Source organism: Galbitalea soli (assembly GCF_010686725.1).
GTDB classification, from domain to species: Bacteria; Actinomycetota; Actinomycetes; order Actinomycetales; family Microbacteriaceae; genus Galbitalea; species Galbitalea soli.
This window is the reverse complement of the sequence record NZ_JAAGWZ010000005.1, coordinates 30,887-53,519: the sequence shown is the minus strand read 5'-3', so window position 1 is coordinate 53,519 and position 22,633 is coordinate 30,887. Positions and strand designations below refer to the sequence as shown.

Genomic DNA, 22,633 nt, shown 5'->3' with positions numbered 1-22,633 from the left:
CCTAACATTAGAAGGTGCTCCTGTGCCTCACCGCCAACCATCAGAATGCGAGCTTCGATCTCCTCGAGAAGCTCTCCTTCGGCGCACCTCAGGCGGCCAGCGCACTCGTCAGCGAGAACACCCTGATCGACGGGGCCGTCGTCCTCGCGACCTGCAATCGCTTCGAGGCCTACCTCGACGTCGACGCCTCCTCCGCCTCCGGTGCCGTGGATGCCACGGTCGCTTCCATGTCGGCGGCGAGTGGTGTGGACGCGACCGAGCTCCGCTCCGCGGTCACCCTCCTCACCGGCGAGGATGTCGTCGGCCACCTCTTCGCCGTGACCAGCGGGCTCGAGTCCGTGGTCGTCGGCGAGGACGAGATCTCCGGCCAGGTGCGGCGCTCGCTCGAGCACGCCCGTGCGGTCGGCACCAGCTCGTCCGACCTCGAGCGGCTCTTCCAGCGGGCCACCCAGACGAGCCGCGGAGTCAAGGCGGGAACGGCGCTCGGGGGTGCGGGCCGCTCGCTCGTGCGTCTGGCCCTCGAGATGGCGGCGAGCCGGATCCTCGACTGGAGCGCGACGCGCGTGCTCATCGTCGGCACCGGGCAGTACGCGGCGACGACCGTGGCCGCCCTGCGGGATCGCGGCGCGGTCGACCTTCGGGTCTACTCCCCGTCCGGCCGCGGCGAAGCCTTCGCCGCCAAGTACGGACTCCGGCTCGAGACTCATCTCGCCGATGGCGTGACCGACGCCGACCTGCTCATCACCTGCACCTCGGCGATGGCGGTGGACGCGAGCGCGTTCCGCGACGCGCAGCGCCGGATGGTGATCGACCTGGGGCTGCCCCGCAACGTCGACCCCGTGGTCGGCTCGCTCGCCGGCGTCGAACTCCTCGACCTCGAGACGATCTCGCTGCACGCCCCCATCGAGGAGCTCAACGCGGCCTCCGATGCGCGCGCACTCGTGGGCGACGCGGCCGCCCGATTCGTCGCGGAACGCAGTGTCGAGCCCGCGATCGTCGCCCTGCGCGGTCACATCTTCCAGGTGCTCGACGCGGAGCTCGGCCGCGCGCGCGATCGCGGCGCGAGCGAGGAGACGCAGGCGGCGCTCCGCCACCTGGCGAGCGTGCTGCTGCACGGCCCCTCCGTGCGGGCACGGGAACTCGCCCTCGAGGGGCGCGGCGACGAGTTCACGGCGGGCATCGAGGCCGTGTACGGCGTCGAAGCGGCGACCCCCGCGGAGCTCGGCACCGAGGAACCGGGCCTGCACAGCGCCTGATCCGCGCGCTACTGTGCAGGACATGGCACTCCCCACCGACCTCGCCCTGCCCTACGAGTTCGCCGCTCCACTCGTGACCGAGCGGTTGCGCCTGCGGCCGCAGAACCCGGGCGACCTCGAGGATGTCCATGCCTACCAGTCGCGCGACGACGTCTGTCGCTACCTGCTCTACGAGCCGCGCACGCGTGAGCAGCTCACAGAGAAGCTGACCGCGCACGAGGCGTCGGTCATCCTCGCCGTCGACGGCGACTACGTGCAGCTCGCCATGGAGCTGCCGGGCACGCCCTCGCTCGGCGACCCCCAGCGGCCGCGCGTCATCGGCGACCTCTACTTCACGATCGCCTCGGTGGAGAACTCGAAGGCCGAGATCGGCTGGACCCTCCACCCGGACTTCCACGGCCAGGGCTACGCCGCCGAGGCGGCGCGCGCGGTGCTCGACCTCGCGTTCGGCCGGATGCGCCTGCACCGGGTGGTGGCCGAGCTCGACCCCCGCAATGACGCCTCCATCGCGCTCTGCCGTCGGCTCGGCATGCGAGAGGAGGCGTTCTTCGCGAAGGATCTCTGGTTCAAGGGCGCCTGGGCCGACACCGGCATGTACGCGATCCTCGACTCGGAGTGGGCCGCCCGGGCCTAGTGCACGTACTCCAGGAGGTCGAGGCCGATGGTGCGCATCGCATCCATGACCCGCAGCCGCTTCGAGAGGCTGTCGTCGTCGAACTGCACCGAGACGGCGTAGGCGAGGGATGACCGGGTGCCCCTGAGCGCCCCCGCCTCCGATCGCACCCCGACGTCGCTGCCCGTCTTGTTGACGAGCAGAGTGCCGTGGTCCACGCCGCGGTGCGACAGGGGGTCGAGCCCGAACGCGCTCGCGACCATGGAGAGGTCGGAGTTGAGCGACAGCCAGCCCATCACGCGCTGGCTGGTGAGCGGGTCGACGATCTCGCTGCGGGCGAGGGCGCCGAAGAGCCAGGCGAGCTCGGCGGTGGATCCGACGGAGAGCTGCGGTGCGTCATCCGGCCCGCGGGTGTCGCGCACGAGGTCGAGCAGTGCGGTGCGCATGAGGCCGAGCGACTCGGTGCGCGCGCGCACGGCCGCGAGTCCGACCTGACGGAGCAGCACGTTCGTGGCGAGGTTGTCGCTCGTCGCGCCGACCATCGTGGCAAGGTCGGAGACGGGCAGGGCCGGTGCCTGAAGGTGCTGCCACACGCCCGAGTCGCCGACCGCATCCCTCGGCGTCTTGTCGAGGATGCCGTAGCCGGAGAACTCGCGGGCGGTGAGCCGTGCCGACACCTCGATGAGCAGCAGGATCTTGCCGACGCTCGCGGTGGGCAGCACGATGCGGTCGTCGATGGAGACGAGAACCCGGCTCGTGCGCAGGTCGATGACATTGGCGGAGACCTGAGCGCCGTCGTAGGCGAGCTGGCCGAGCGCCGTGAAGGTTCCGGCGAAGTTCTCGACCGTCTCCAGGCTGCGGTGACGGGGCACGCGGGGATCGTGCATGCGATCCCAGCGTTCACGGGAGGGGGCGGCTTCCCGGTTCTGTGCGATGTCGACCAAGACGGGTCCTCGGTGAGCGTTGCGGGTGGGGTGTCACCAGATGGTGACGCGGTCCTTCGGGTCGAGCCAGAGCTCGTCGGAGGGGGTGACTCCGAATGTGGTGTAGAAATCGTCGATGTTGCGCACGATCTGGTTGCAGCGGAACTCGTTCGGGGAGTGCGGGTCGATCGAGAGGAGGCGGATGACCTCCTCGTCACGGCCCTTCATCTGCCAGGCCTGGGCCCAGGAGAGGAAGAATCGTTCGGCACCGGTCAATCCGTCGATGACGGGCGGCTCGGCGCCGTCGAGCGAGATCAGGTAGGCCTTCCAGGCGATGCTGAGCCCGCCGAGGTCACCGATGTTCTCGCCGATGGTGAGGGCGCCGTTGACGTGGTGCTCGGGAACCTGGCGCGGCGCGAGCGCGTCGTACTGGGCGATGAGCGAGGCGGTGCGCTGCTCGAAGGCGGCGCGGTCCTCGGCGGTCCACCAGTCGGTGAGCCGGCCGTCGCCGTCGAACTTGGAGCCCTGATCGTCGAAGCCGTGACCGATCTCGTGGCCGATCACGGCGCCGATCGCGCCGTAGTTGGCCGCGGCGTCGCGGTGCGCGTCGAAGAAGGGGTACTGCAGGATCGCCGCCGGGAACACGATCTCGTTGAAGCCCGGGTTGTAGTAGGCGTTGATCGTCTGCGGAGTCATGAACCACTCGTCGCGGTCGAGGGGCTTGCCGATCTTGCCGAGCTCGCGCTGGAACTCGAACTCGTTCACGGCGGCGACGTTGCCGAGCAGGTCGTCGGCGGAGACCAGCAGCGCCGAGTAGTCGCGCCACTTCGCCGGGTAGCCGATCTTGGGGGTGAAGCGCTGCAGCTTTTCGAGGGCCCGCGCGCGGGTCTCGTCGGTCATCCAGTCGAGGCTCGTGATCGACTGACGGTAAGCCTCGATGAGGTTGGCGACGAGGTCGTCCATCGCGGTCTTCGCCTCGGGCAGGAAGTGCCGTTCGACGTACACGCGACCGACCGCTTCGCCCAGCGATCCCTCCACCATCGAGACGCCGCGCTTCCAGCGGGCGCGCAGCTCGGGGGTTCCGGTGAGCGTCTTGCCGTAGAAGTCGAAGTTGGCGTCGACGAAGTCGCTGCTGAGATAACCGGCGTTCGACCGGATGACCTGCCAGGCCAGCCAGTCCTTCCACGAGTCCAGCTGCTCGGCCGTCAGCAGCGAGGGCAGGGCCGCCGCGAAGCTCGGCTGGCGGACGACCAGACTGTCGAACGCGTGGTGGGGCGCGTCGACCGCGTGCAGCCAGACGTTGAGGTCGATCTCGGGGCCGGAGACCACCTCCGTGAATTCGGCCCAGGACTGCAGGTTGTAGGTGGCCTCGCTGTCGCGGGAGCGCACGTTGTCCCAGTGGTGCGAGGCGAGCCGGGTCTCGAGCGCGAAGATGCGGGCGGCGCGCGCGGCGGCGGCGTCGAGACCCGCGAGCGCGAGGATGCGCTCCAGGTACTCGACGTACTTCGTGCGGATCTCGGCGAACTTCTCCTCGCGGAAGTAGGACTCGTCGGGGAGTCCGATGCCGCCCTGTTCGACGAAGACGAGGTAGCGCTCGGGGTCGCCCGGGTCGTTGTCGACGAAGAGCTGGAAGAAGCCGCTCGTGCCCTTGCGCTCGAGTCCGCCGAGGGTCTCGAGCAGCTCGGGGATCGAGTCGATGGCCGCGACCTCGGCGAGCAGCGGCTGGAGCGGTGCGGCGCCCAGCTCCTCGATGCGCTTCTCGTCCATGAAGCTCGCGTAGACGTCGCCGAACTTGCGCTCCTCGGAACCGGGTTCGGCCGACTGCGCCTCCTCGATGATCTCGCGGACCGCCTTCTCGGCCTCCTCCGCGAGCACATAGAACGAGCCGTAACGGGCCTTGTCGGAGGGGATCTCGGTGCGTGCGATCCACTTGCCGTTGACGTGGCGGAAGAGGTCGTCCTGCGGACGGATGCTCGGGTCGAGTTCGTCGAGGTCGATACCGGAAACCGAGGGGGTCGAATCACTCATAGGGCTTCAGCCTAAGGCGGCACGGGCGGATGCGAGCCTAGGCTTTCCGTGTGAACTCACTCCGGGCGCTATTTATCGGCGGCAACGGCATCATCAGCTCATCGATCAGCCGATTGGCGGTGGAACGCGGCGTCGACCTCACCCTGCTCAATCGCGGGGTGGAGAGCTCCCGCCCGCCCATCGACGGCGCGCGATCGCTCGTCGGTGACGCCGGCGACGCGGAATCGCTCGCCGCCGCGATCGGGAGCGCCGAGTACGACGTCGTCGTCAACTTCCGCAACTTCCTGCCCTCGCAGACGGTCGCCGACATCGATCTCTTCTCCGGCCGGGTCGGTCAGTACGTGTTCATCTCCTCCGCCTCGGCCTACCAGAAGCCGGTCGCGCACCTCCCGATCACCGAGTCGACGCCGCTCAGGAATCCGTGGTGGCAGTACTCGCGCGACAAGATCGCGAGCGAGGACCTGCTCGTTCAGGCCTATCGCGAGCGCGGCTTCCCCGCGACGATCGTGCGCCCCTCGCACACCTACGACCGCACGCTCATCCCCATGGACGGCGGGTGGACGATCATCGACCGCATGCGGCGGGGGCTGCCCGTCGTCGTGCACGGCGACGGAACGTCACTCTGGACGCTCACCCACACGCGCGACTTCGCGAAGGCGTTCATCGGACTGCTCGGGCATCCGGCCGCCGTCGGCGACACCTTCCAGATCACCTCCGATGACGTGCTCACCTGGGATGCCATCTACCGGACGATGGCGCGCGCGGCCGGAGTGGCCGAACCGGAGCTCGTGCACGTCGCCTCGGAGACGATCGCCGCCGCGATCCCGGACTGGGGCCCGGGCCTGCTCGGCGACAAGGCGCACTCGGTCGTCTTCGACAACAGCAAGGTGAAGCGCCTGGTGCCCGACTACGTCGCGTCGATCCCGTTCGCGGCCGGGGCCCGGGAGATCGTGGAGTGGTACGACGAGGATGCCTCGCGCCGGGTGGTCGACGCCGACGTCGACGCCGCGATCGACGGGCTCGTCGCCTGGGCGCGTCGCGCACCGGGGGCGTAGGCGCGGACCCCGGCGCTGGTGCGGGTCAGCGCCGGTGACGCTGTGCGGGTCAGCGCGCGCGGATTCGGGTACGGCCCGCGCTCAGGGGCGACGGAGTGCGGCTCAGCGCGTGCGCGGCGGCGCGGTCGTGCCGCCGGGATGGAACACGCTCGTGAAGTCGGCGGGCTCGGCGGGTCCGCCGTCGAGGAGCTGGAGCGCCGCCCGCCCCGCTGCGCGCCCCTTCTCGACCGCCGGCTGAACGAGGGTGGTGAGATCGATGCCGCCGAGCACTTCGCCGCGGATGCCGTCGAAGCCCACGACGCTGAGGTCGCCGGGCACGATCATCCCCACCTCGTCGGCGGCGCGGATGACGCCGATCGCGAGGAGGTCGCTCTGCGCCACGATCGCGGTCGGAACGGTCGCGCGGTCGCCCGCCAGCAGCGCGAGCCCGGCCTCACGGCCCGCCTCGATCGTGCTGGCCGAGGCCGCGAATCCGCGCGCCTCGGGGTAGACGTCGAGCACACCGCGCAGTCGCTCCGCGGAGGTGTGCGCGGTGGCGACGCGCTCCCAGTCCGCGGGCAGCGGTCGGGGCACGTGCGAGCGTTCGAGGGGCAGCGTGACGACGCCGATGTCGCTGTGCCCGAGCGAGCGGAGGTGCCGCGCCCCCGTCGCCGAGGCCGCGCGATTGTCGAGGCCGATCGGGAGCACGCCCTCGAGCTCGCGAGCCTCGACCGCGACGATCGGGAGGCCGCGCTGGCGCACGATCGCCACGGCCTCCTCCAGGCTCGTGCTGCACCCGATGAGGATGATCGCGTCCATCGGCGCGGACGAGATCCCGGCACGGTCATCCCCCGTCTCGGTCAGCAGCAGGAGCCCGCTGCCCGCCGCCCCGGTCACGTCGGCGATGCCGTCGAGGAGGGCGATGTTCATGGGATCGCGGAAGGCATCGCTCAGGCGCTCCTCGATGACGACGCCGATGATGCCCGAGCGACCGCGCCGCAGCGACTGGGCGCGGGGGTCGGGTCCGGCGTAACCGAGTTCGTCGGCGGCGGCCGCGACGCGGGCCTTGGTCGCGTCGGAGACGGGCCCGGCGCCGCTGAAGGCGAGGGATGCGGTCGAGACCGAGACCCCGGCGAGCCGAGCGACTGCGGCGAGAGTCGGGCGCGGGCGCACGCCGCCCTTCTCGCCGGTGCTTGCCTCGGAAGTCACGAGTTGATAGCTTAGGCGAACTGCCCGTGTCGAATCGATTCGACTACGCGCTCGGACGGCGGGGATCCCTCCCACCGCCGCACAACCAGGACACCACCATGACCCACACCACCCTCCCGCGCACGCACCTGAGCTCCACGCCGGGATCGCTGCGCGCCTGGCGCAACGCCCTCTTCGCCGTCTTCGCCCTGTGCGGCATCAGCATGGCGAGCTGGGCCGCCCGCATCCCCGCGGTGAGCCAGACCCTGCAGCTCTCGACCGCGCAGGTCGGCGTGCTGCTGTTCGCGGCCGCCATCGGCTCGATCGCGGGGCTCATCGCCTCCGGCCACCTCGTCGCCACCTTCGGGGCTCGCGCCATCATGCGCTGGGCGCTGACCCTCGGCGCGGTCGCCGTCACGGGCACGGCGTTCGGTGTCACGGTGCTGTCGTCGTTCGCCTTCAGTTTCGGCAGCCTGATTCTCTTCGGCGCCGCAATGGGCACCTGCGATGTGGCGATGAACGTCTCCGGTGCGGCCAACGAGCGCGCGCTCGGCCGCAGCATCATGCCGGTGTTCCACGCGTTCTTCAGCTTCGGAACGATCATCGGCGCGGGCCTCGGGGCCCTCGCCGAGGCGCTCAGGGTGCCGCTGGTGATTCACATCGGCGTCCTCGCCGTGCTGTCGCTCGTGGTGACGCAGATCGTCGTGCGGTTCCTGCTCCCCGAGGTCGACGACGACCCCGCGGATGACCACGCCGCCGCCGAGCCGAGCACCTGGCGATCCCGCCTCAGCATCTGGCGCGACCCGCGCACCCTGCTGATCGGACTCATCGTGCTCGGCATGGCGTTCGCCGAGGGGTCTGCCAACGACTGGCTGTCGTACGCGATGGTGCACGGGCACGGCACGGACCGCCCGACCGGCGCCGCCGTCTTCGCCCTCTTCGTGACCGCGATGACGGTCGGCCGGCTCGCCGGGGTGCGCCTCCTCGACCGCTTCGGACGGGTGCCGGTACTGCGCGCGACGGCTGTGCTCGCGGCGGTCGGACTGCTGCTCGTGATCGTCGTGCCGAACGTCTGGGTGAGCGTGATCGGCACGGTGCTGTGGGGCCTCGGCGCCTCGCTCGGCTTCCCCGTCGGAATGTCGGCCGCCGCCGACGACCCCCGCACCGCGGCCGCGCGGGTGAGCGCGGTGGCGACCATCGGCTATCTCGCGTTCCTCGTGGGTCCGCCCGCGATCGGATTCCTCGGCAACCAGTTCGGCATCCTGAACGGCCTGCTGCTCGTGCTCGTGCTCACCGGCGTCGCGGGGGCGGTGTCGTCGGCGGCCAGGGCGCCCGGGGCACCGGTCGGCAACGGCGCTGCCGGGGCCGGGGCGGGCGCGCCGGGGGTGGCAATCACCTCCGCCGGGCATCCCCCCGCGGCGGAACCCGTCGTAGTGTCGAAGGATGACTGACCCCGTCGACCACCATGCCCTCCGCAGCGCCGTCGCGGCGTTCGCCGACGCCCCCGACCAGTCCGGTTACGTCGAGGTGCTGCGGCACTGCCTGCAGGGCGATCTGCTCCTCGACCTGACCGGCTCCGACCGGCCCGAGCTGCGGGAGTCGGGCGCCGTCTTCGCGGAGGGCGCCACGCTCACCGTCGGCTCGGGTGCCGGGCCGGACGGCCAGCCCGCGCTCTTCGCCTACACGCGACAGGAGGAGATCGTGCGGATGCACCCGGCGACTCCCGACGACGTGCAGTCGCTCGTGCAGCGCTCGGTCGAGCTGCTGGGCCTCGTGCAGACCGGCGACTACGCCTGGCTGTACATCGACCCGGTCGGCCCGAGCTGCGCGATCTCCCGCGCCGACATCGACTTCGCCCTCCACGGCGAGCGCAACGACGCGGTCAAGGAAGCGCTCGAGACCCGGATGACCGCGCCCGACGACCTCGCCCCCGACGACGACTCCGCGACGACCGTCACCGACGTCGACGCCGCGCGCCGCGATGCCGTGCTCCTCGCCCTCGCCCAAGGCGGGTCGCTCCTGCTCGCCATCAGCCCGGACTCGCTGCCCGGCGGCGCACCGGCGGGGGAGCCGGTTGGAGATCGCGCTTCTGCCGCCCCGGAGGGCGAGGGGGCGAGCGAGGGGGCGGCAGCCCGGCCCGCGGGCGGCGGCGTCAACGTGCGCACGACGGTCAGCCCGGCGGGCGACCCCGTGCTGCTCGCCTTCACCTCCGGCCTCGAGGTGACCGCGCGCAACTCGACCGACGGCTTCGCGGCGGTGCCCGTGAGCGAGGTGATCAAGGACGCCCTCGCCGAGCCCTACGCCGGGCTCGTCATCAACCCGGCCGGCCCCTGGATCGCCCTCGACGCCGATGACCTGCGGCGCGTCGCCGAGCTCGGGCCGCGCTAACCTCTCCCTCGTGCGTCTCGTTGTTGCCCGGTGCTCCGTCGACTATGCCGGCAGGCTCAGTGCCCACCTCCCCCTCGCCAACCGGCTGCTCCTGCTCAAGAGCGACGGCAGCGTGCTCGTGCACTCCGACTCCCTCTCCTACAAGCCGCTCAATTGGATGAGCCCGCCCTGCGTGCTCACGGTGCTCGAACCGGATGAGGCCCAGCGGGATGCGGGGGTCACCGAGCTCTGGAAGGTCGCGCAGGCGAAGACCGCCGACCTGCTGGTCATCTCGATCCACGAGGTGCTTCACGACAGCAGCCACGAGCTCGGGCACGATCCGGGGCTGCAGAAGGACGGGGTGGAGGCCGACCTGCAGAAGCTGCTGGCCGAACAGATCGAACTGCTCGGCGAGGGCTATCGGCTGGTGCGCCGCGAGTACATGACGGCGATCGGACCGGTGGATATCCTCGCGACCGACGCGGCGGGGGGCTCGGTCGCCGTCGAGATCAAACGCCGTGGCGACATCGACGGGGTGGAGCAGCTGACCCGCTACCTCGAACTCATGAACCGCGACCCCCGGCTGGCACCGGTCTCCGGGGTGTTCGCCGCGCAGGAGATCAAGCCGCAGGCGCGCACGCTCGCGACCGACCGCGGCATCCGCTGCGTCGTGCTCGACTACGACGCGATGCGGGGCATGGACGACGCTCACCAGCGGCTGTTCTGAGAGCCTGGCGCCGGGCATCCCCCGCAGTAAATAGGCTTGAGCCAAATGACTGACCACTACACGGCGGTGCTCTTCGACCTCGACGGCACGATCGTCGACTCCGCGCCCGGCATCACCGCGACCCTCGCGTGGACCTTCGCGCAGATGGGTCGGCCTGTGCCGACACAGCAGGAGCTGCTCGCCTACGTGGGGCCGCCCATCCTGGACTCGTTCCGCGACCTGGCGGGGCTCAGCCTGGGCGAGGCGGCCGAGGCCCTCGCGATCTACCGGCCCAAGTACCTGGAGGAGGGCGTCTTCAACGCCACCCTCTACGCGGGCGTGCCCGAGGTGCTGCAGGCGATCCGCACCGCGGGGTTGCCGCTCTCGCTCGCGACCTCGAAGCCCGAGACCCCGGCGACGGTCGTGCTTCAGCACTTCGGAATTCTCGAGCTCTTCGATGTGATCACGGGCGCCTCCGACGACGAGGTGCGCAGTGCGAAGGCGGATGTCGTGGCCGAGGCCCTGGTGCGCCTCAAGGGCATCGGCGCCGACCTGGCCACGCCGATCATGGTGGGCGACCGCGAGCACGACGTGCACGGGGCCGCGACCAACGGGGTCCCCACGATCTTCGTCGAGTGGGGCTATGGCGCCCCCGCCGAGACCCTCGGCGCGGTCGACGTGGCGTCGACCCCCGCGGAGCTCGAGCGGCTGCTGCTCGGCTAGGGGCGGGGGCGCGCGGCTCCTCTCCCCGCGGCTCCTCTAACCCGCGAGTTGGCACTTTTTGTGCAACTTCGCGCGGCTCGGGCCGCTAATCGGCAACCGAACGGGCTCGGCCCGTTTCCTTGCACGTTTTTGTCGCACAAAACGAGGGCGCTGGCATAGCGCGGCCCGTGCGGGGCGCGCCCGGCCTACCCCCGCGCCGCCTCGAGTAGCCGGGTGAGCGAGTCGCGGATGCCCTCCAACTCGGCCACGTCCATCCCGAGTCGCTCGACCACTTGGCCCGGCACCCGCTCGGCCTCCGCGCGCAACGCGCGTCCCGAGTCGGTCAGCTCGACGTCGAGCGCGCGCTCGTTCCCGCGCTGCCGGGTTCGCGTCACGTACCCGATGGCCTCGAGCCGCTTGAGCAGCGGCGACAGGGTCGCGGGCTCCAGCGCGAGCGCCTCGCCGATGTCCCGGACTGTTCGCGGGCTGCGCTCCCAGAGCGCGAGCATTACGAGGTACTGCGGGTGCGTCAGTCCCAGCGGCGCGAGTACCGGACGATACACGCCGATCACGCTGCGGGATGCCGCCGCGAGCGCGAAGCACACCTGGCGGTCGAGGGCGAGAGGGTCGGTCATCCGTCGACTTTATCGCTTACACTAATAGTTAGTACACTAACCATTGGAGTGATCGTGACCAGCTGGGCCCAGCTCATCGACAAGCTGAACGCGAGGCTGCTGCCCTACATCGGCCCGCCGCCGCTCGGGCCCTACGACGAAGCGCCCTTGCCGCCGACGGGTGCGAAGCCGTGTCCGGTGTGCGGGAATCCGATGGATGCGCACACTTTCGACCGCCTGCAGGGCCACGCACCCAGTCGGATGCACTGCCCCCGCTGAGCGAACGGCCCGCCGCCGCGCGCCCGCGCCCGCGCGGCCCGCGCTTTGCCAGCACCCTCGTTTTGTGCGACGAAAACGTGCAAGGAAACGGGCCGAGCCCGTTCGGTTGTCGATTAGCGGCCCGAGCCGCGCGAAGTTGCACAAAAAGTGCCAACTCGCGGGGTAAGGGCGCGCGGGGTGAGGGCGGCGCGAGGGAGGGGCGGCGCGGGCCGGGCGGGGGCGCGCGGCGCGGCCGGCCCCGGGGTACGCCCCGACGCACCCGCGCGCTACGGTGAGAGTCGCGGCAATCCCGCGCGCACGATGAGGAGCGACATGAGCGAAATCCACAAGGGCCTTGCTGGTGTGGTCGTCGACACGACGACGATATCCAAGGTCAATCCCGAGACCAACTCCCTGCTCTACCGGGGGTATCCCGTGCAGGAGCTGGCGGCGCGATGCTCGTTCGAGGAGGTCGCGTACCTCCTCTGGTACGGGGAGCTGCCGACGCCCGAGCAGCGTGCCGAGTTCGAGACGCTCGAGCGCTCGCTGCGCCACCTCGACCCCGTCGTCAAGCGAATCGTCGACGAGCTGCCGACCACCGCGCACCCCATGGACGTGCTGCGAACCGCCGTCAGCGCGATCGGCGCGGCCGACCCGCACGCCGACGACTCCAGCCGCGACGGCAACCTGCGCAAGTCGACCGCGCTTCTCGCGCAGATCCCGTCGATCATCGCCTACGACCAGCGGCGTCGCCGCGACGAAGACCTCGTCGAACCCCGCGACGACCTCGGCTACTCGGCCAACTTCCTGCACATGACCTTCGGCGAGCTGCCCGACCTGGTCGTCGTGAACGCCTTCGACGTGTCGATGATCCTGTACGCCGAGCACTCCTTCAACGCCTCCACCTTCACCGCGCGCGTGATCACGAGCACGCTCAGCGACCTGTACTCGGCCGTCACCGGAGCGATCGGCGCGCTGAAAGGCCCCCTCCACGGCGGTGCGAACGAGGCGGTCATGCACATTTTCGACGAGATCGGCGGCGTCGACGCGGTCGACCCCTGGCTCGAGGTCGCACTCGGCCAGAAGCGAAAGATCATGGGCTTCGGCCACCGCGTCTACAAGAACGGCGACTCACGCGTGCCCACCATGAAGGCGGCACTCGACACCCTCATCACCGAGTACGACCGACCGGACCTCCTCGCGATCTACGACCGGCTCGAGGCAGGGATGCTCGCCGCCAAGAACCTCAAACCGAACCTCGACTACCCGAGCGGCCCCGCCTATCACCTGATGGGCTTCGACACGCAGTTCTTCACGCCGCTGTTCGTGGCCGCCCGCATCACCGGCTGGACCGCGCACATCATGGAGCAGCTCGAGTCGAACGCGCTCATCCGCCCCCTCAGCGAGTACGTGGGGCCGGAACAGCGCGAGGTGTCAGCGAGCGAGACGCTCGACGACGGCTCCGAAGACGCGGGGTAGTCGCTCGGCGAGCGGCACGATCATCCCCCGGAGCGGGCCGGAGGCCAGCGCGACGAGGGCGCTCGTGAGCACCCGGAAGTCGCGCGTCGCCGCCCGCCACTCCCGCTCGTAATCGCGGGGTCGACCCGCCGCGACGCACCGCACCGCGGCCCCCGCCTGGGCGAAGCCGAGCCGGAGCCCCTCCCCCGTGATCGCGTCGACGTACCCGGCGGCATCCCCGACGAGCAGCACCCGCCCGGCCGTGCGAGCCCGGGTGCGCTGGCGGAACGGTCCGGCACCGCGTCGCGTGCTCGCCACCAGTGCGCCGCGCAGCCGATCGGCCAGTTCCGGGATGCCCGCGAGAGCCTCCTCGAACTCGATGCCGCGCGCCCCCAGCATCGCGACCCCGACCGTGCTGTCGTCGACCGGAGTCACGTAGAACTCCGCGTCGGCGCCCCAGTACACCTCGACGGTGTCACCCCACGGGGGCATCGCATAGTGCTCACGGATGCCGTAGCGACCGAACGCACCGCCGCCGCGCTCGTTCGGGAGGGTGAGGCCGAGGATCCGCGCCGTGGGCGAGTGCAGACCGTCGCAGGCGAGCACGTAGTCGGCGTGCAGCACGGCCGGCGGGTCGGTGCGCACTGCGGTGCCGTCCGCGAGGTGACTCAGCACCGTCGCGCCGACCCGCAGCCCCAGCTCCACACCGTTCACCGTCTGCTCGACTGTCGTGACCGTCGCCGTCACCCGCTCCGCGCCCAGCGCGTCGGCGCGCGCGGCCAGCGCGGACTGCAGCTCGGTGCGTCGCACACCCCTGCCGCCCGCCCCCGCGAATCGGTGCACGACCGAGCGCGCGCCCTGCCGATAGGTGATCCCGGCGAGCGGATGACCGCCCACCCGCACCCCCAGCCGCTCCAGCAGCGGCAGCGCCCCCGGCATGAGCCCCTCGCCGCAGGCCTTGTCGATCGCGTCCCGGCGCGGGTCGACGACCACGACGTCGAGGCCCGCGAGCCGCGCCTCGATCGCCGCCGCGAGTCCGACCGGACCGGCACCGATGACCACGAGTCGCGTGGGGCCGGCGGATCCCGCCGGGGGCAGCGTGAGCGCCGCGAGCGCGCGCTCCTCGGTGGGGATGCGGAACGCGAGCAGGAGCACCGCGTTGAGGATGGTGAAGCTGAGGGCGGTCATCCACGCGCCGTGAACGAGGGGAAGGGCCACCCCCTCCACCGCGACGACGATGTAGTTGGGGTGGCGCAGCCACGGCCAGCGGTACGGTCCGCGCGTGACACGACCGAGCCCGGGCACGACGATCACCCGCGTGTTCCACTGGCGGCCGAGGGTGCCGATGATCCACCAGCGGGCGGCCTGACAGGCGAGAGCGATCGCGAGCATGGGCCAGCCCAGAACCGGGATGAACGGCCGGTGCAACCCGAACACCTCGGCGAGCGCGCCCACGAGCATCCCGGTGTGAAGAGCGACCATCCACGGGAAGTGCCGCTGACCGTACTCACGACCCCCGTGCGCGAAGGCCCAGCGCGCGTTGCGGGCCGACACCGCCATCTCGACGATCCGCTCCGCGCCCGTCGCCAGGATGAGCACGAGAAAGGCGATCACCGCGGCCACTCCAGCAGCACGAACTCCGCGCTCACACCGGGGCCGACGGCGAAGAGCAGGCCGGTCGTGCCCGGGGGCTCGGCGAAGCCGTCGGCGAGCACGTGCAGCACGGCGACCGAGGAGAGGTTGCCGACCGCGGCGAGCGAGCGGTAGCTGCGCGCGAGGGCGTCGTCGCCGAGCCGCAGCGCGTCGGCGAAGGCCTCCAGCACGCGCGGTCCGCCGGGATGCGCGAACCACTCGTCGACGTCGTGGATGCCGAGACCGTTGTCGGCGAGGAACGAGGCCACGTTACTCGGGAAGTGCCGCCCGATCACCTCCGCGACCTCCGCGGTGAGGATGATCTCGAACCCCGTCTCGCCCACGACGAAGCCGATCACCCCCTCGCTGTCGGGATAGGTGACGCTGCGGGTGTCGCGCACGGTCGGGCCGGGCTCGGGACGGTCATCCCCGACCAGCACGACGGCGGCGGCCCCGTCGCCGAAGAGCCCCGTCGCCACGAAGTTCGCCATGCTCGCGTCGCCGCGCTGCAGCGTGAGCGAGCAGAGCTCGACCGCCACCAGAACGCCGACCTCCGTGGGATGCCCGACCAGGTAGTCGCTCACGCGGGCGATGCCCGCCGCCCCCGCCACGCAGCCGAGCCCGTACGACGGCAGGCGCTTCACGTCGGGACGCAGCCCCAGCCGCGCCACCAGCAGTGCGTCGATGGACGGCGCCGAGATGCCGGTGACCGAGGTGAAGAGGATGAAGTCGACCTCGGCGGGCGCGATCCCCGCCGAGTCGAGGGCCGTGGTCAGCGCCTCCGCACACAGCTCGGTCGCGAGCTGGATGAACAGCGCGTTCGTCTCGCCGAACGATCCGAGGCCGCGGTAGCGCTCCAGCGGGAGCGCGGTGTGACGCGTGTCGATGCGGGTGTTGCCGTGCGTCCGCGCCAGCACGGCGCGGTGGCCGTCACTGTGCGCGAGCAGCGGGGTGAGTTCGGCGGTGATCTCCGCCTGGGTGTAGCGATGCACCGGCAGCGCCGGTGCGACCGCTGCGATGCGCGTCATTTCCCGAACGTAGCACGGGGTGACGCGCCCGCGGTCAGTGCGAGGCGGACGGCGGAACGTCCTCGGAGCCGGTCGGCTGCGGGGCCGCGGGGGCCTCGCCGAACATCGCGGTCGAGGTGGCCTCGGCGCGCGCCGCCTTGAACCCGGCGCTGATCGTGCGGAACGATCCGAGGGCGCCGAAGGCGGCGGCCAGCAGCAGGCTCGTGCCATCCGCCTTGAGCACGAGCGGCAGGTTGAGGGAGAAGAGCGGCCAGAACTGCGGGGAGGTGAAGGCGGCCCAGGTGGAGGTGCCCGTCTCGCGGGCGACCGCCCCCGCGAAATCCCAGACGACGCCGGCGAAGAAGGAGAGGAGGAGCGTGACGATGACGACACCAGCGATGACGGCGGCACCGGCGGTGGTCATCCGACCCGCCCCCTTGCGGTAGAGCCAGCCGGCCGCGACGGCGATGCCGAGCGCGACGATCGACGCGACGATGCCCCAGCTCCAGACGATGGTCCAGACCACGACCCCGACGGGGATGATGATGGCGGCGAACAGCGCGCCGCGCACGACCGTGTCGGACTGGTGCACGGGAGCGTAGGAGTCGGTCACGGTCTGGTCCCCTCGAGTGGCGCGCACAGGCGTCGCGCGCATGTTCCCCTCACACTAGCCGAGGGTCCCTCGCGAACAAGTCGCCCGTTCGGGGGTGCGCGGTGGGCGGTCGACGGGGTGGATACCCGTGCCTCGCCGCCCCGCCGGTACACCACTCACAGCGCGAGCAGCCACAATGGAAGTCGTGAACGCGCCCAGGCGCACGGAACAAGGGACTCGAATGGCGTCGACGAAGGCCGGCCGCGTACGGAGCTGGCTGCTCGAGGGACTCGTGCACAGCACGGGGGTGCACTCCGGCCCGCACGTGAAGGAGACCGAGAAGACCTCGTCGTGGTGGCAGGTCATGTGCCTGACGGGCGTGGACTACTTCTCCACCCTCGGCTACCAGCCGGCGATCGCGGCGCTGGCGGCGGGGCTGCTCTCGCCGTTCGCGACCATCGTGCTGGTCATCCTCACCCTCATCGGCGCCCTGCCGGTCTACCGCCGCGTGGCCGCCGAGAGCTTCAAGGGGTCCGGCTCGATCGCGATGCTGGAGCGCCTGCTGCCGTGGTGGGCGGGCAAGCTGTTCGTGCTCGTGCTGCTGGGCTTCGCGGCCACCGACTACATGATCACGATCACGCTGTCGGCGGCGGACGCCTCCGCGCACGCGATCGAGAATCCCTTCGCGCCGAGCTGGTTCCACGGCAACGAGATCGGCATCACCCTCTTTCTCATCGCGCTGCTCGGCGCTGTGTTCCTGCGCGGGTTCCGCGAGGCGGTCGGCATCGCGATCGTGCTCGTGGGCCTCTACCTGGCCCTCAACGTGGTGGTCATCGCCGTCTCCTTCGTGCAGGTGTTCCAGCACCCGGTGGTGGTCACCGACTGGTGGTCCGCCCTCAGCGCGAACCACTCCAATCCCCTGCTCGTGGTCGGGTTCGCGCTGCTCGTCTTCCCGAAACTCGCCCTCGGCCTCTCCGGCTTCGAGACGGGTGTCGCGGTCATGCCGCAGATCACGGGCAAGCCGGGCGACACCGACGACAACCCGACCGGCCGCATCCGGGGCGCGAAGAAGCTCCTCACCACGGCGGCCATCATCATGAGCGTGTTCCTGGTGACCTCGAGCCTGGTGACGACGTTCGTCATCCCGCAGTCCGAGTTCCGTGCGGGCGGTCAGGCGAACGGCCGCGCCCTCGCCTACCTCGCCCACCAGTACCTCGGCCCGGCGTTCGGCACCGCGTATGACGTGAGCACGATCGCGATCCTCTGGTTCGCGGGCGCCTCCGCGATGGCCGGGCTGCTCAACCTGGTGCCCCGCTACCTTCCGCGCTACGGCATGGCGCCCAACTGGGTGCGCGCGGTGCGACCGCTCGTGCTCGTCTTCACCGCCATCGCCTTCATCGTGACCCTCGCCTTCCGGGCCAGCGTGGATGCTCAGGGCGGTGCCTACGCCACCGGCGTGCTCGTGCTCATCACCTCGGCCTCCGTCGCCGTGACGCTGTCGGCCCGCCGCCGACGCCAGCGCGGCCTCATGATCGCCTTCGCCGCCGTCTCGCTCGTGTTCATCTATACGACGGTCGTCAACATCTACGAGAAGCCCGAGGGCATCCGCATCGCGACGCTGTTCATCATCGGCATCGTCGGCGTCTCGCTCATCTCGCGGGTGCAGCGCTCGTTCCAGCTGCGGGCGACATCCGTCGAGCTCGACGAGAAGGCGCTCGAGTTCATCCACTCCGACGCCGCCCACGGCGCGATCCGGCTGATCGCCAATGAGCCCGACGACGGCACCCTGGAGGAGTACCGCAAGAAGAACATGGATGAACGGCGCTACAGCCACATCCCGCAGAAGTCGCGCACCATCTTCCTCGAGGTCTGGCCCGCCGACTCCTCCGACTTCGAGGAGGACCTGCTGGTGCACGGTGTGGAGAAGCACGGCTACCGCATTCTCAAGGTGCGCAGCGGCAACATCCCCAACACCCTGGCCGCCGTACTGCTGGCGATCCGCGACGAGACCGGGGTCGTGCCGACCATCTACTTCGAGTGGACCGAGGGCAACCCGATCTCCAACATGCTGCGCTTCCTCGTGACCGGCGGCGGCGAGGTCGCCCCCGTGACCCGCGAGGTGCTGCGCGAGTCGGAGCGCGACGTGAAGCGCCGACCCTCCGTGCACGTCAGCTGACCGCGTGAGTCCGCTCGCCTCCGTGCTGCGCGCCCGCGGTGCGGTCCCTCTGCTGCTGAGCTCGCTCGTCGGGCGCCTGCCGACCGCGATGGCGGCGCTCGCGATCGTGCAGCTCGTGCGGCTTCAGGAGGGCGCGTTCGGGCTGGCGGGCATCCTCACCGCCGCGTACATCGTGGCGGGTGCGGTCGGCCAGCCCGCGCTCGGCCGCTGGATCGACCGGTCCGGGCAGACCGTCGTGCTCGCGACCGCCGCGGTGGTGGCCACCGGCGGCTTCGTCGTCATGGCCGTCGCCACGCCGGCGGCTCCCGCCGTCGCCGTCGTGGGCGCCGTGCTCGCGGGGGCGTTCACCCCGCCGCTCGAACCCGCCCTGCGCACGCTCTGGCCGGTGATGGTGCGCGAGCCGCGAGCGCTCGCCTCCGCGTTCAGCCTGGATGCCGGCGCACAGGAACTCGTCTTCATCGCGGGTCCGCTGCTCACGGTCGCGGGCATCGCCGCCTTCGGGTCGACGGGGAACGTGTTCTTCGCCGCCGCGCTCGGGCTCCTCGGCACGGTCGCTTTCGCGGCGCACCGGCTGTCGCGCGAGTACCGCCCCGAGCGACCGGCCCTCGCGGCGATCCCCCGCCGCTCGCCCCTGCGGGACGCCCGCTTCCGGCGCGTCGTCGCCGTGCTCGTGGGCATCGGGCTGCCGGTCGGCGTGCTCACCATCGTCGTCACCGCCTACGGCGAGCGCGCGGGGCTCCCCGACTTCGCCGGCTGGGCCCTCGCCGCCAACGCGCTCGGCGCCCTCATCGGCGCGACCGTCAGCGCCCTGCGCCCGGGCACCGCGTCGCCCGAGCGCCGCATCGCCCTCCTCGCGGGGTTGCTCGGCGTGCTCTACCTGCCGCTCGCGGCCACCGGGATGCCCGCGGCCGTGGTGCTCGTCGCGGCCCTCGTCGCCGGCCTCCTGCTGCCTCCCGCGCTCGGTCGCGTGTTCGGCTGGGTGCAGGCGGCGAGTGATCCGCGGCACCTCACCGAGGCGAACGCGTGGGCGATCAGCGCCATCAACGTCGGCATCGCGAGCGGGACCGCCCTCGCGGGGCTCGTGGTCGGAGCCGCGGGGGTCGGCGCGCTGCCGCTGGTCGTGATCGTGGCGTCGGCGGTCACCCTTGCGACGAGCATCCTCGTGCTGCCCCGGCGGATCCCCGTGCAGACGACGAACGGCGGCACCCGAACCAGAGGAACGGGCGCCGCCGCGGAGTGAGCGGGGGCGGGGTCGCGGACGACCCCACCCGCGCGTCGATCAGTGCCTGCCGGTCGCCATCGCCGTGAGCGCACCGAAGGTCAGGCCGCCGATGCCGGTGACATCGTCGTACCCCTTCGTCGTCGTGAGACTCGTATCGTTGCCGAGGCTCACCAGGTAGCTGTTACCGCTGTAGGCGCTCGTGTAGACGAGGGCCTGCGTGTTCGGAACCACGTCGCGGAACAGTGACGGCGCCACCTTGTCGAGCCCGTACAGCGTCGGGTTGGCGAACCCGATCGTGTGGTGCGTCGCCTGCTGCACGATCGCCATCTGCGCCGCGACGAGCGGCGAGGCGAGCGAGGTGCCGCCGTAGGTGTCGTTCTCGAACGCACCCGTGCGCAGCGTCGTGTCGTCGACGATGGGCCGGATCCCGATCGAGAAGCCGGTGTACGGGTCGGCGAGCGCTGAGATGTCGGGCGACACCCGGAACCCGCCCGAGAGCGACGAGGGAACGACGCCCTTCTGGTAGGTGGGCTCGGTGAAGTAGGCACTCGCACCGCCACCCGCGCCGCCGCCGAACAGGGCTCCGGGCAGCGGGGTCGAGTAGCTCAGGGCACCCGTGCTGTCCTTCACGATCTTGTCGAGCGCGTCGCCCCAGCCGGTCTCGAAGGAGATCTTGCCGTTCTTGTCGATGCCGAGGCTCGTGCCGCCCACCGAGGTGACGAAGGGCGAGGAGGCCGGGTAGTCGGGCGACACGATGCCGAGATCGGCCACCTCGTCGCCGTTGTCACCGCTCGAGAAGTAGAGGCCGATGCCCTCCGCGGCCGCCTGGATGTGCAGGTTGGTCTCGCCCTCCAGCACGTCCTGCGGAACGGCCTCGCCGATGTTGCCCCAGCTGTTGCTCACGATGGTGGCGAGCTTGTTGTCGAGGATCGTCGAGGTGGCGACATCGAGGCCGCCGCCGCAGTTGAAGCCGCCGACATAGAGGATGTTCGCCCCCGGTGCGAGTCCGTGCACGGCCTCCACATCCAGCGTCTGCTCACCCTGCCATCCGCTCGGGAACCCGCAGGCCGCCTGGTCCTTGAAGTCGCTCGACTTCGGCACGATCTGCGTGTACTGACCCGGGCGGAGGGTTGGCTCGCCGAGCGCCTTCGAGTAGGTGTTCACGTCGCGCACGATCGAGGGCGACGCGTAGGCGTCGGTGATCGCGACGGTCTGTCCCGTGCCGTTGACTCCGGCCGCGCTGAGCGCCTTCAGGCCGTAGGCCGAGCGCAGCTGCGCGGGCGTGTAGCCGCAGTTGAAGGTGGGGAACGAGGTCGAGCCGTAGGCCTCGGGGACGGTCACCGTGTGCTCACCGATGTACGTCGAGCAGGGGGCATCCACCACCGGCGTCGCCTTCGGAGCCGCGGTCTTCGCCTGAACGGAACTCGCCGTCGCGCTCGCCGATCCACCGCGCTTCACCAGATCGGGCCGCGTGAGCAGGCGGGACTGGTCCACGCTGATGCCCGAGACCTTGCTCGCCACGGAGGCGGGCAGCGACGGGGCCTTCGACGGTCCGAGGAGGGTGTGGCCGGCGTAGCGGTAGTTGTGCAGGGAGGTCGCCAGGGCGGCGTTCACCGCATCCGCGGAGCCACGGAACACGACGTACAGCCGGCTCTTCGGCACGGCGGTGATCGTGAGGCCCGCGTTCTTCAGGTAGGTGACCACGGCATCCAGATCGGACTGCCTCGGCGAGAAGCGGGAGAAGAAGTCGGAGGGGCTCAGCGTCTTGCGGTAGCTGCTCGTGCCCGGCGTGGAGATCGCGATCGCGAGGGCCTTGGCGACGGTCGCCTTGCGCAGGGGGAGGTAGATCTCGCCCTCGACGGAGGTGTCGGCGGCCGGGGTGCCGGAGTCGTTCGCGCTCTTCGCCCAGCTCGGAACCGAGTCGTGATACGAGACGCGCGAGGAGGCGGCGGAGGCGGGCAACGCCCCCGTCAGAGAGAGGCCCACGACGGAGGCCGCGATCGCGATGACCGCGGCGGCCCGTCGTGTGGCCCGCGTGCGGCGTGGAGCAGTTGTCATGTGATGACCCTTCCGAACGGAGAAATGCGGCGTCGTGGCCGCACTTCCTCGACGCTAACCCCGAGACATTGTCACCACAAGAGGGGTAGACCGAAAAGTAGACCTAGCTCGGCCGGGGATCAGTGGCCGATCGGGTCGGCGGCGAGACGGTCATCCCACTGCGGGCCGCCCACCGGCTCGCCGGCCCACTCGGTGACGACCCAGCCGGCGGCGGGCGATCCCTCGAGGGCGACGACGCCCGTGTTGGCGAGGTCGTGGGCGCGGCTGAACTCGGCGTCGACGTTGTGGGCGATCCACGAGGCCCAGGTGCGGATCGCGGCACCATGGCTGACGACGGCGACCGTGCCGCTGTGGCGCGACGCGATGGTGTCGATCGCGCGGGTGTACCGCTCGGAGAACTCGGCGCCGCTCTCACCGCCAGGGAGCCGCCCCTCGAGGCTCTCCCACCAGGAGAAGATCGTCGCGAGATAGGCGTGGATCGCCTCGCGGTCGGCCCGCGCCTCGTACTCCCCCGCCGAGATCTCGTGGATGCCCTCGATGACGGTCGTGGGCACGCCGGTGGCCCGCGAGAGCGGGCGCGCGGTCAGCTGGGTGCGCTGCATCACGGAGGTGTAGATCGCCTCGATGCGCTCCTCGGCGAGCGCCGCGGGCAGGGCCTCCGCCTGCGCGTGGCCGAGATCGGTGAGGGGCGGCCCGGGGATGACCGTGCCGAGCTCCCCGCGCACGTTGTCGATCGTCTGGCCGTGTCTGATCAGTAGCAGTCGCATCGCCGCCAGCCTACGACCGCCGGATGGGAGGG

At 70.9% G+C, this 22,633-nt stretch carries 20 protein-coding genes and 1 pseudogene; 11 read left to right on the top strand and 10 right to left on the bottom strand.

The features are described from left to right. Nucleotides 1–14 precede the first annotated feature (14 nt). A complete protein-coding gene (locus G3T37_RS13915) occupies nucleotides 15–1,256 on the top strand; it encodes a glutamyl-tRNA reductase (RefSeq protein ID WP_163474508.1) in 1,242 nt (413 codons plus the stop codon). A gap of 22 nt (nucleotides 1,257–1,278) precedes the next feature. Further along, entirely contained in the window at nucleotides 1,279–1,890 is a 612-nt protein-coding gene (locus tag G3T37_RS13910; RefSeq protein WP_163474507.1) for a GNAT family N-acetyltransferase, read from the top strand. Here the strand turns inward: G3T37_RS13910 and G3T37_RS13905 are convergent. Continuing rightward, entirely contained in the window at nucleotides 1,887–2,756 is an 870-nt protein-coding gene (locus G3T37_RS13905) for a serine hydrolase (RefSeq protein WP_163474506.1), read from the bottom strand. The genes G3T37_RS13910 and G3T37_RS13905 overlap by 4 nt on opposite strands. 90 nt (nucleotides 2,757–2,846) lie before the next feature. Then, the gene (locus G3T37_RS13900) at nucleotides 2,847–4,820 is read right to left on the bottom strand and encodes a M13 family metallopeptidase (RefSeq protein WP_163474505.1); all 1,974 of its coding nucleotides are present in this window, start codon (nucleotides 4,818–4,820) and stop codon (nucleotides 2,847–2,849) included. A 50-nt stretch (nucleotides 4,821–4,870) separates the two neighbouring features. Here G3T37_RS13900 and G3T37_RS13895 point away from each other — a divergent pair, with 50 nt between their 5' ends. Continuing rightward, nucleotides 4,871–5,875, top strand: a complete 1,005-nt coding sequence (locus tag G3T37_RS13895; protein WP_163474504.1) for an NAD-dependent epimerase/dehydratase family protein — start codon at nucleotides 4,871–4,873, stop codon at nucleotides 5,873–5,875. A gap of 102 nt (nucleotides 5,876–5,977) precedes the next feature. Here G3T37_RS13895 and G3T37_RS15360 read toward each other — a convergent pair whose 3' ends face one another. Then, on the bottom strand, nucleotides 5,978–7,063 hold the full coding sequence (locus G3T37_RS15360) for a LacI family DNA-binding transcriptional regulator (protein ID WP_338401278.1): 1,086 nt from the start codon (nucleotides 7,061–7,063) through the stop codon (nucleotides 5,978–5,980). A 26-nt stretch (nucleotides 7,064–7,089) separates the two neighbouring features. On the opposite strand from G3T37_RS15360, the gene G3T37_RS13885 reads away from it, so the two are divergent. The 4 genes from G3T37_RS13885 to G3T37_RS13870 are packed head-to-tail and all read left to right on the top strand — an operon-like array spanning nucleotide 7,090 to nucleotide 10,838. Next, nucleotides 7,090–8,493, top strand: a complete 1,404-nt coding sequence (locus tag G3T37_RS13885; protein ID WP_338401277.1) for an MFS transporter — start codon at nucleotides 7,090–7,092, stop codon at nucleotides 8,491–8,493. Beyond that, nucleotides 8,486–9,430: an SseB family protein gene (locus G3T37_RS13880; protein WP_163474503.1), complete on the top strand. Its 945-nt coding sequence runs from the start codon at nucleotides 8,486–8,488 to the stop codon at nucleotides 9,428–9,430. The genes G3T37_RS13885 and G3T37_RS13880 overlap by 8 nt, the downstream gene beginning before the upstream one ends. Nucleotides 9,431–9,440: 10 nt before the next feature. After that, entirely contained in the window at nucleotides 9,441–10,136 is a 696-nt protein-coding gene (nucS, locus tag G3T37_RS13875) for an endonuclease NucS (RefSeq protein WP_163474502.1), read from the top strand. 45 nt (nucleotides 10,137–10,181) lie between these two features. Beyond that, complete coding sequence (locus G3T37_RS13870; RefSeq protein ID WP_163474501.1) at nucleotides 10,182–10,838, top strand: HAD hydrolase-like protein; 657 nt, start codon at nucleotides 10,182–10,184, stop codon at nucleotides 10,836–10,838. Nucleotides 10,839–11,023: 185 nt separating this feature from the next. Here G3T37_RS13870 and G3T37_RS13865 read toward each other — a convergent pair whose 3' ends face one another. Further along, the gene (locus G3T37_RS13865; RefSeq protein ID WP_163474500.1) at nucleotides 11,024–11,452 is read right to left on the bottom strand and encodes a MarR family winged helix-turn-helix transcriptional regulator; all 429 of its coding nucleotides are present in this window, start codon (nucleotides 11,450–11,452) and stop codon (nucleotides 11,024–11,026) included. Nucleotides 11,453–11,506: 54 nt separating this feature from the next. Between G3T37_RS13865 and G3T37_RS13860 the strand changes: the two genes are divergently transcribed. Next, nucleotides 11,507–11,710 (top strand): hypothetical protein, encoded by a 204-nt coding sequence (locus G3T37_RS13860; RefSeq protein WP_163474468.1) that lies wholly within the window; start codon nucleotides 11,507–11,509, stop codon nucleotides 11,708–11,710. A 312-nt stretch (nucleotides 11,711–12,022) separates the two neighbouring features. After that, entirely contained in the window at nucleotides 12,023–13,168 is a 1,146-nt protein-coding gene (locus G3T37_RS13855; protein ID WP_163474499.1) for a bifunctional 2-methylcitrate synthase/citrate synthase, read from the top strand. Here G3T37_RS13855 and G3T37_RS13850 read toward each other — a convergent pair. The 4 genes and pseudogenes from G3T37_RS13850 to G3T37_RS13840 form a co-directional block, all read right to left on the bottom strand. Beyond that, a complete protein-coding gene (locus tag G3T37_RS13850) occupies nucleotides 13,124–14,209 on the bottom strand; it encodes an NAD(P)/FAD-dependent oxidoreductase (protein WP_338401286.1) in 1,086 nt (361 codons plus the stop codon). The two genes, G3T37_RS13855 and G3T37_RS13850, sit on opposite strands and share 45 nt — an antisense overlap. 39 nt (nucleotides 14,210–14,248) lie before the next feature. After that, nucleotides 14,249–14,707 (bottom strand): annotated as a pseudogene (locus G3T37_RS15045) (isoprenylcysteine carboxyl methyltransferase family protein); the annotation flags it as partial. A 50-nt stretch (nucleotides 14,708–14,757) separates the two neighbouring features. Further along, nucleotides 14,758–15,807 carry a type III polyketide synthase gene (locus tag G3T37_RS13845; protein WP_163474498.1) on the bottom strand — a complete coding sequence of 350 codons (1,050 nt, stop codon included), beginning with the start codon at nucleotides 15,805–15,807 and terminating at the stop codon, nucleotides 14,758–14,760. Nucleotides 15,808–15,841: 34 nt separating this feature from the next. Continuing rightward, nucleotides 15,842–16,399, bottom strand: a complete 558-nt coding sequence (locus G3T37_RS13840; RefSeq protein WP_163474497.1) for a hypothetical protein — start codon at nucleotides 16,397–16,399, stop codon at nucleotides 15,842–15,844. A 220-nt stretch (nucleotides 16,400–16,619) separates the two neighbouring features. Between G3T37_RS13840 and G3T37_RS13835 the strand changes: the two genes are divergently transcribed. Continuing rightward, nucleotides 16,620–18,554 (top strand): APC family permease, encoded by a 1,935-nt coding sequence (locus G3T37_RS13835; RefSeq protein WP_163474496.1) that lies wholly within the window; start codon nucleotides 16,620–16,622, stop codon nucleotides 18,552–18,554. A 4-nt stretch (nucleotides 18,555–18,558) separates the two neighbouring features. Next, on the top strand, nucleotides 18,559–19,794 hold the full coding sequence (locus tag G3T37_RS13830) for an MFS transporter (RefSeq protein WP_163474495.1): 1,236 nt from the start codon (nucleotides 18,559–18,561) through the stop codon (nucleotides 19,792–19,794). Between the two features lie 39 nt (nucleotides 19,795–19,833). On the opposite strand, the gene G3T37_RS13825 is transcribed toward G3T37_RS13830, so the two are convergent. Together G3T37_RS13825 and G3T37_RS13820 are read right to left on the bottom strand one after the other, a co-directional pair. After that, complete coding sequence (locus G3T37_RS13825; RefSeq protein WP_163474494.1) at nucleotides 19,834–21,834, bottom strand: S53 family peptidase; 2,001 nt, start codon at nucleotides 21,832–21,834, stop codon at nucleotides 19,834–19,836. Between the two features lie 119 nt (nucleotides 21,835–21,953). Then, a complete protein-coding gene (locus G3T37_RS13820; protein WP_163474493.1) occupies nucleotides 21,954–22,601 on the bottom strand; it encodes a histidine phosphatase family protein in 648 nt (215 codons plus the stop codon). Between the last annotated feature and the right edge of the window lie 32 nt (nucleotides 22,602–22,633).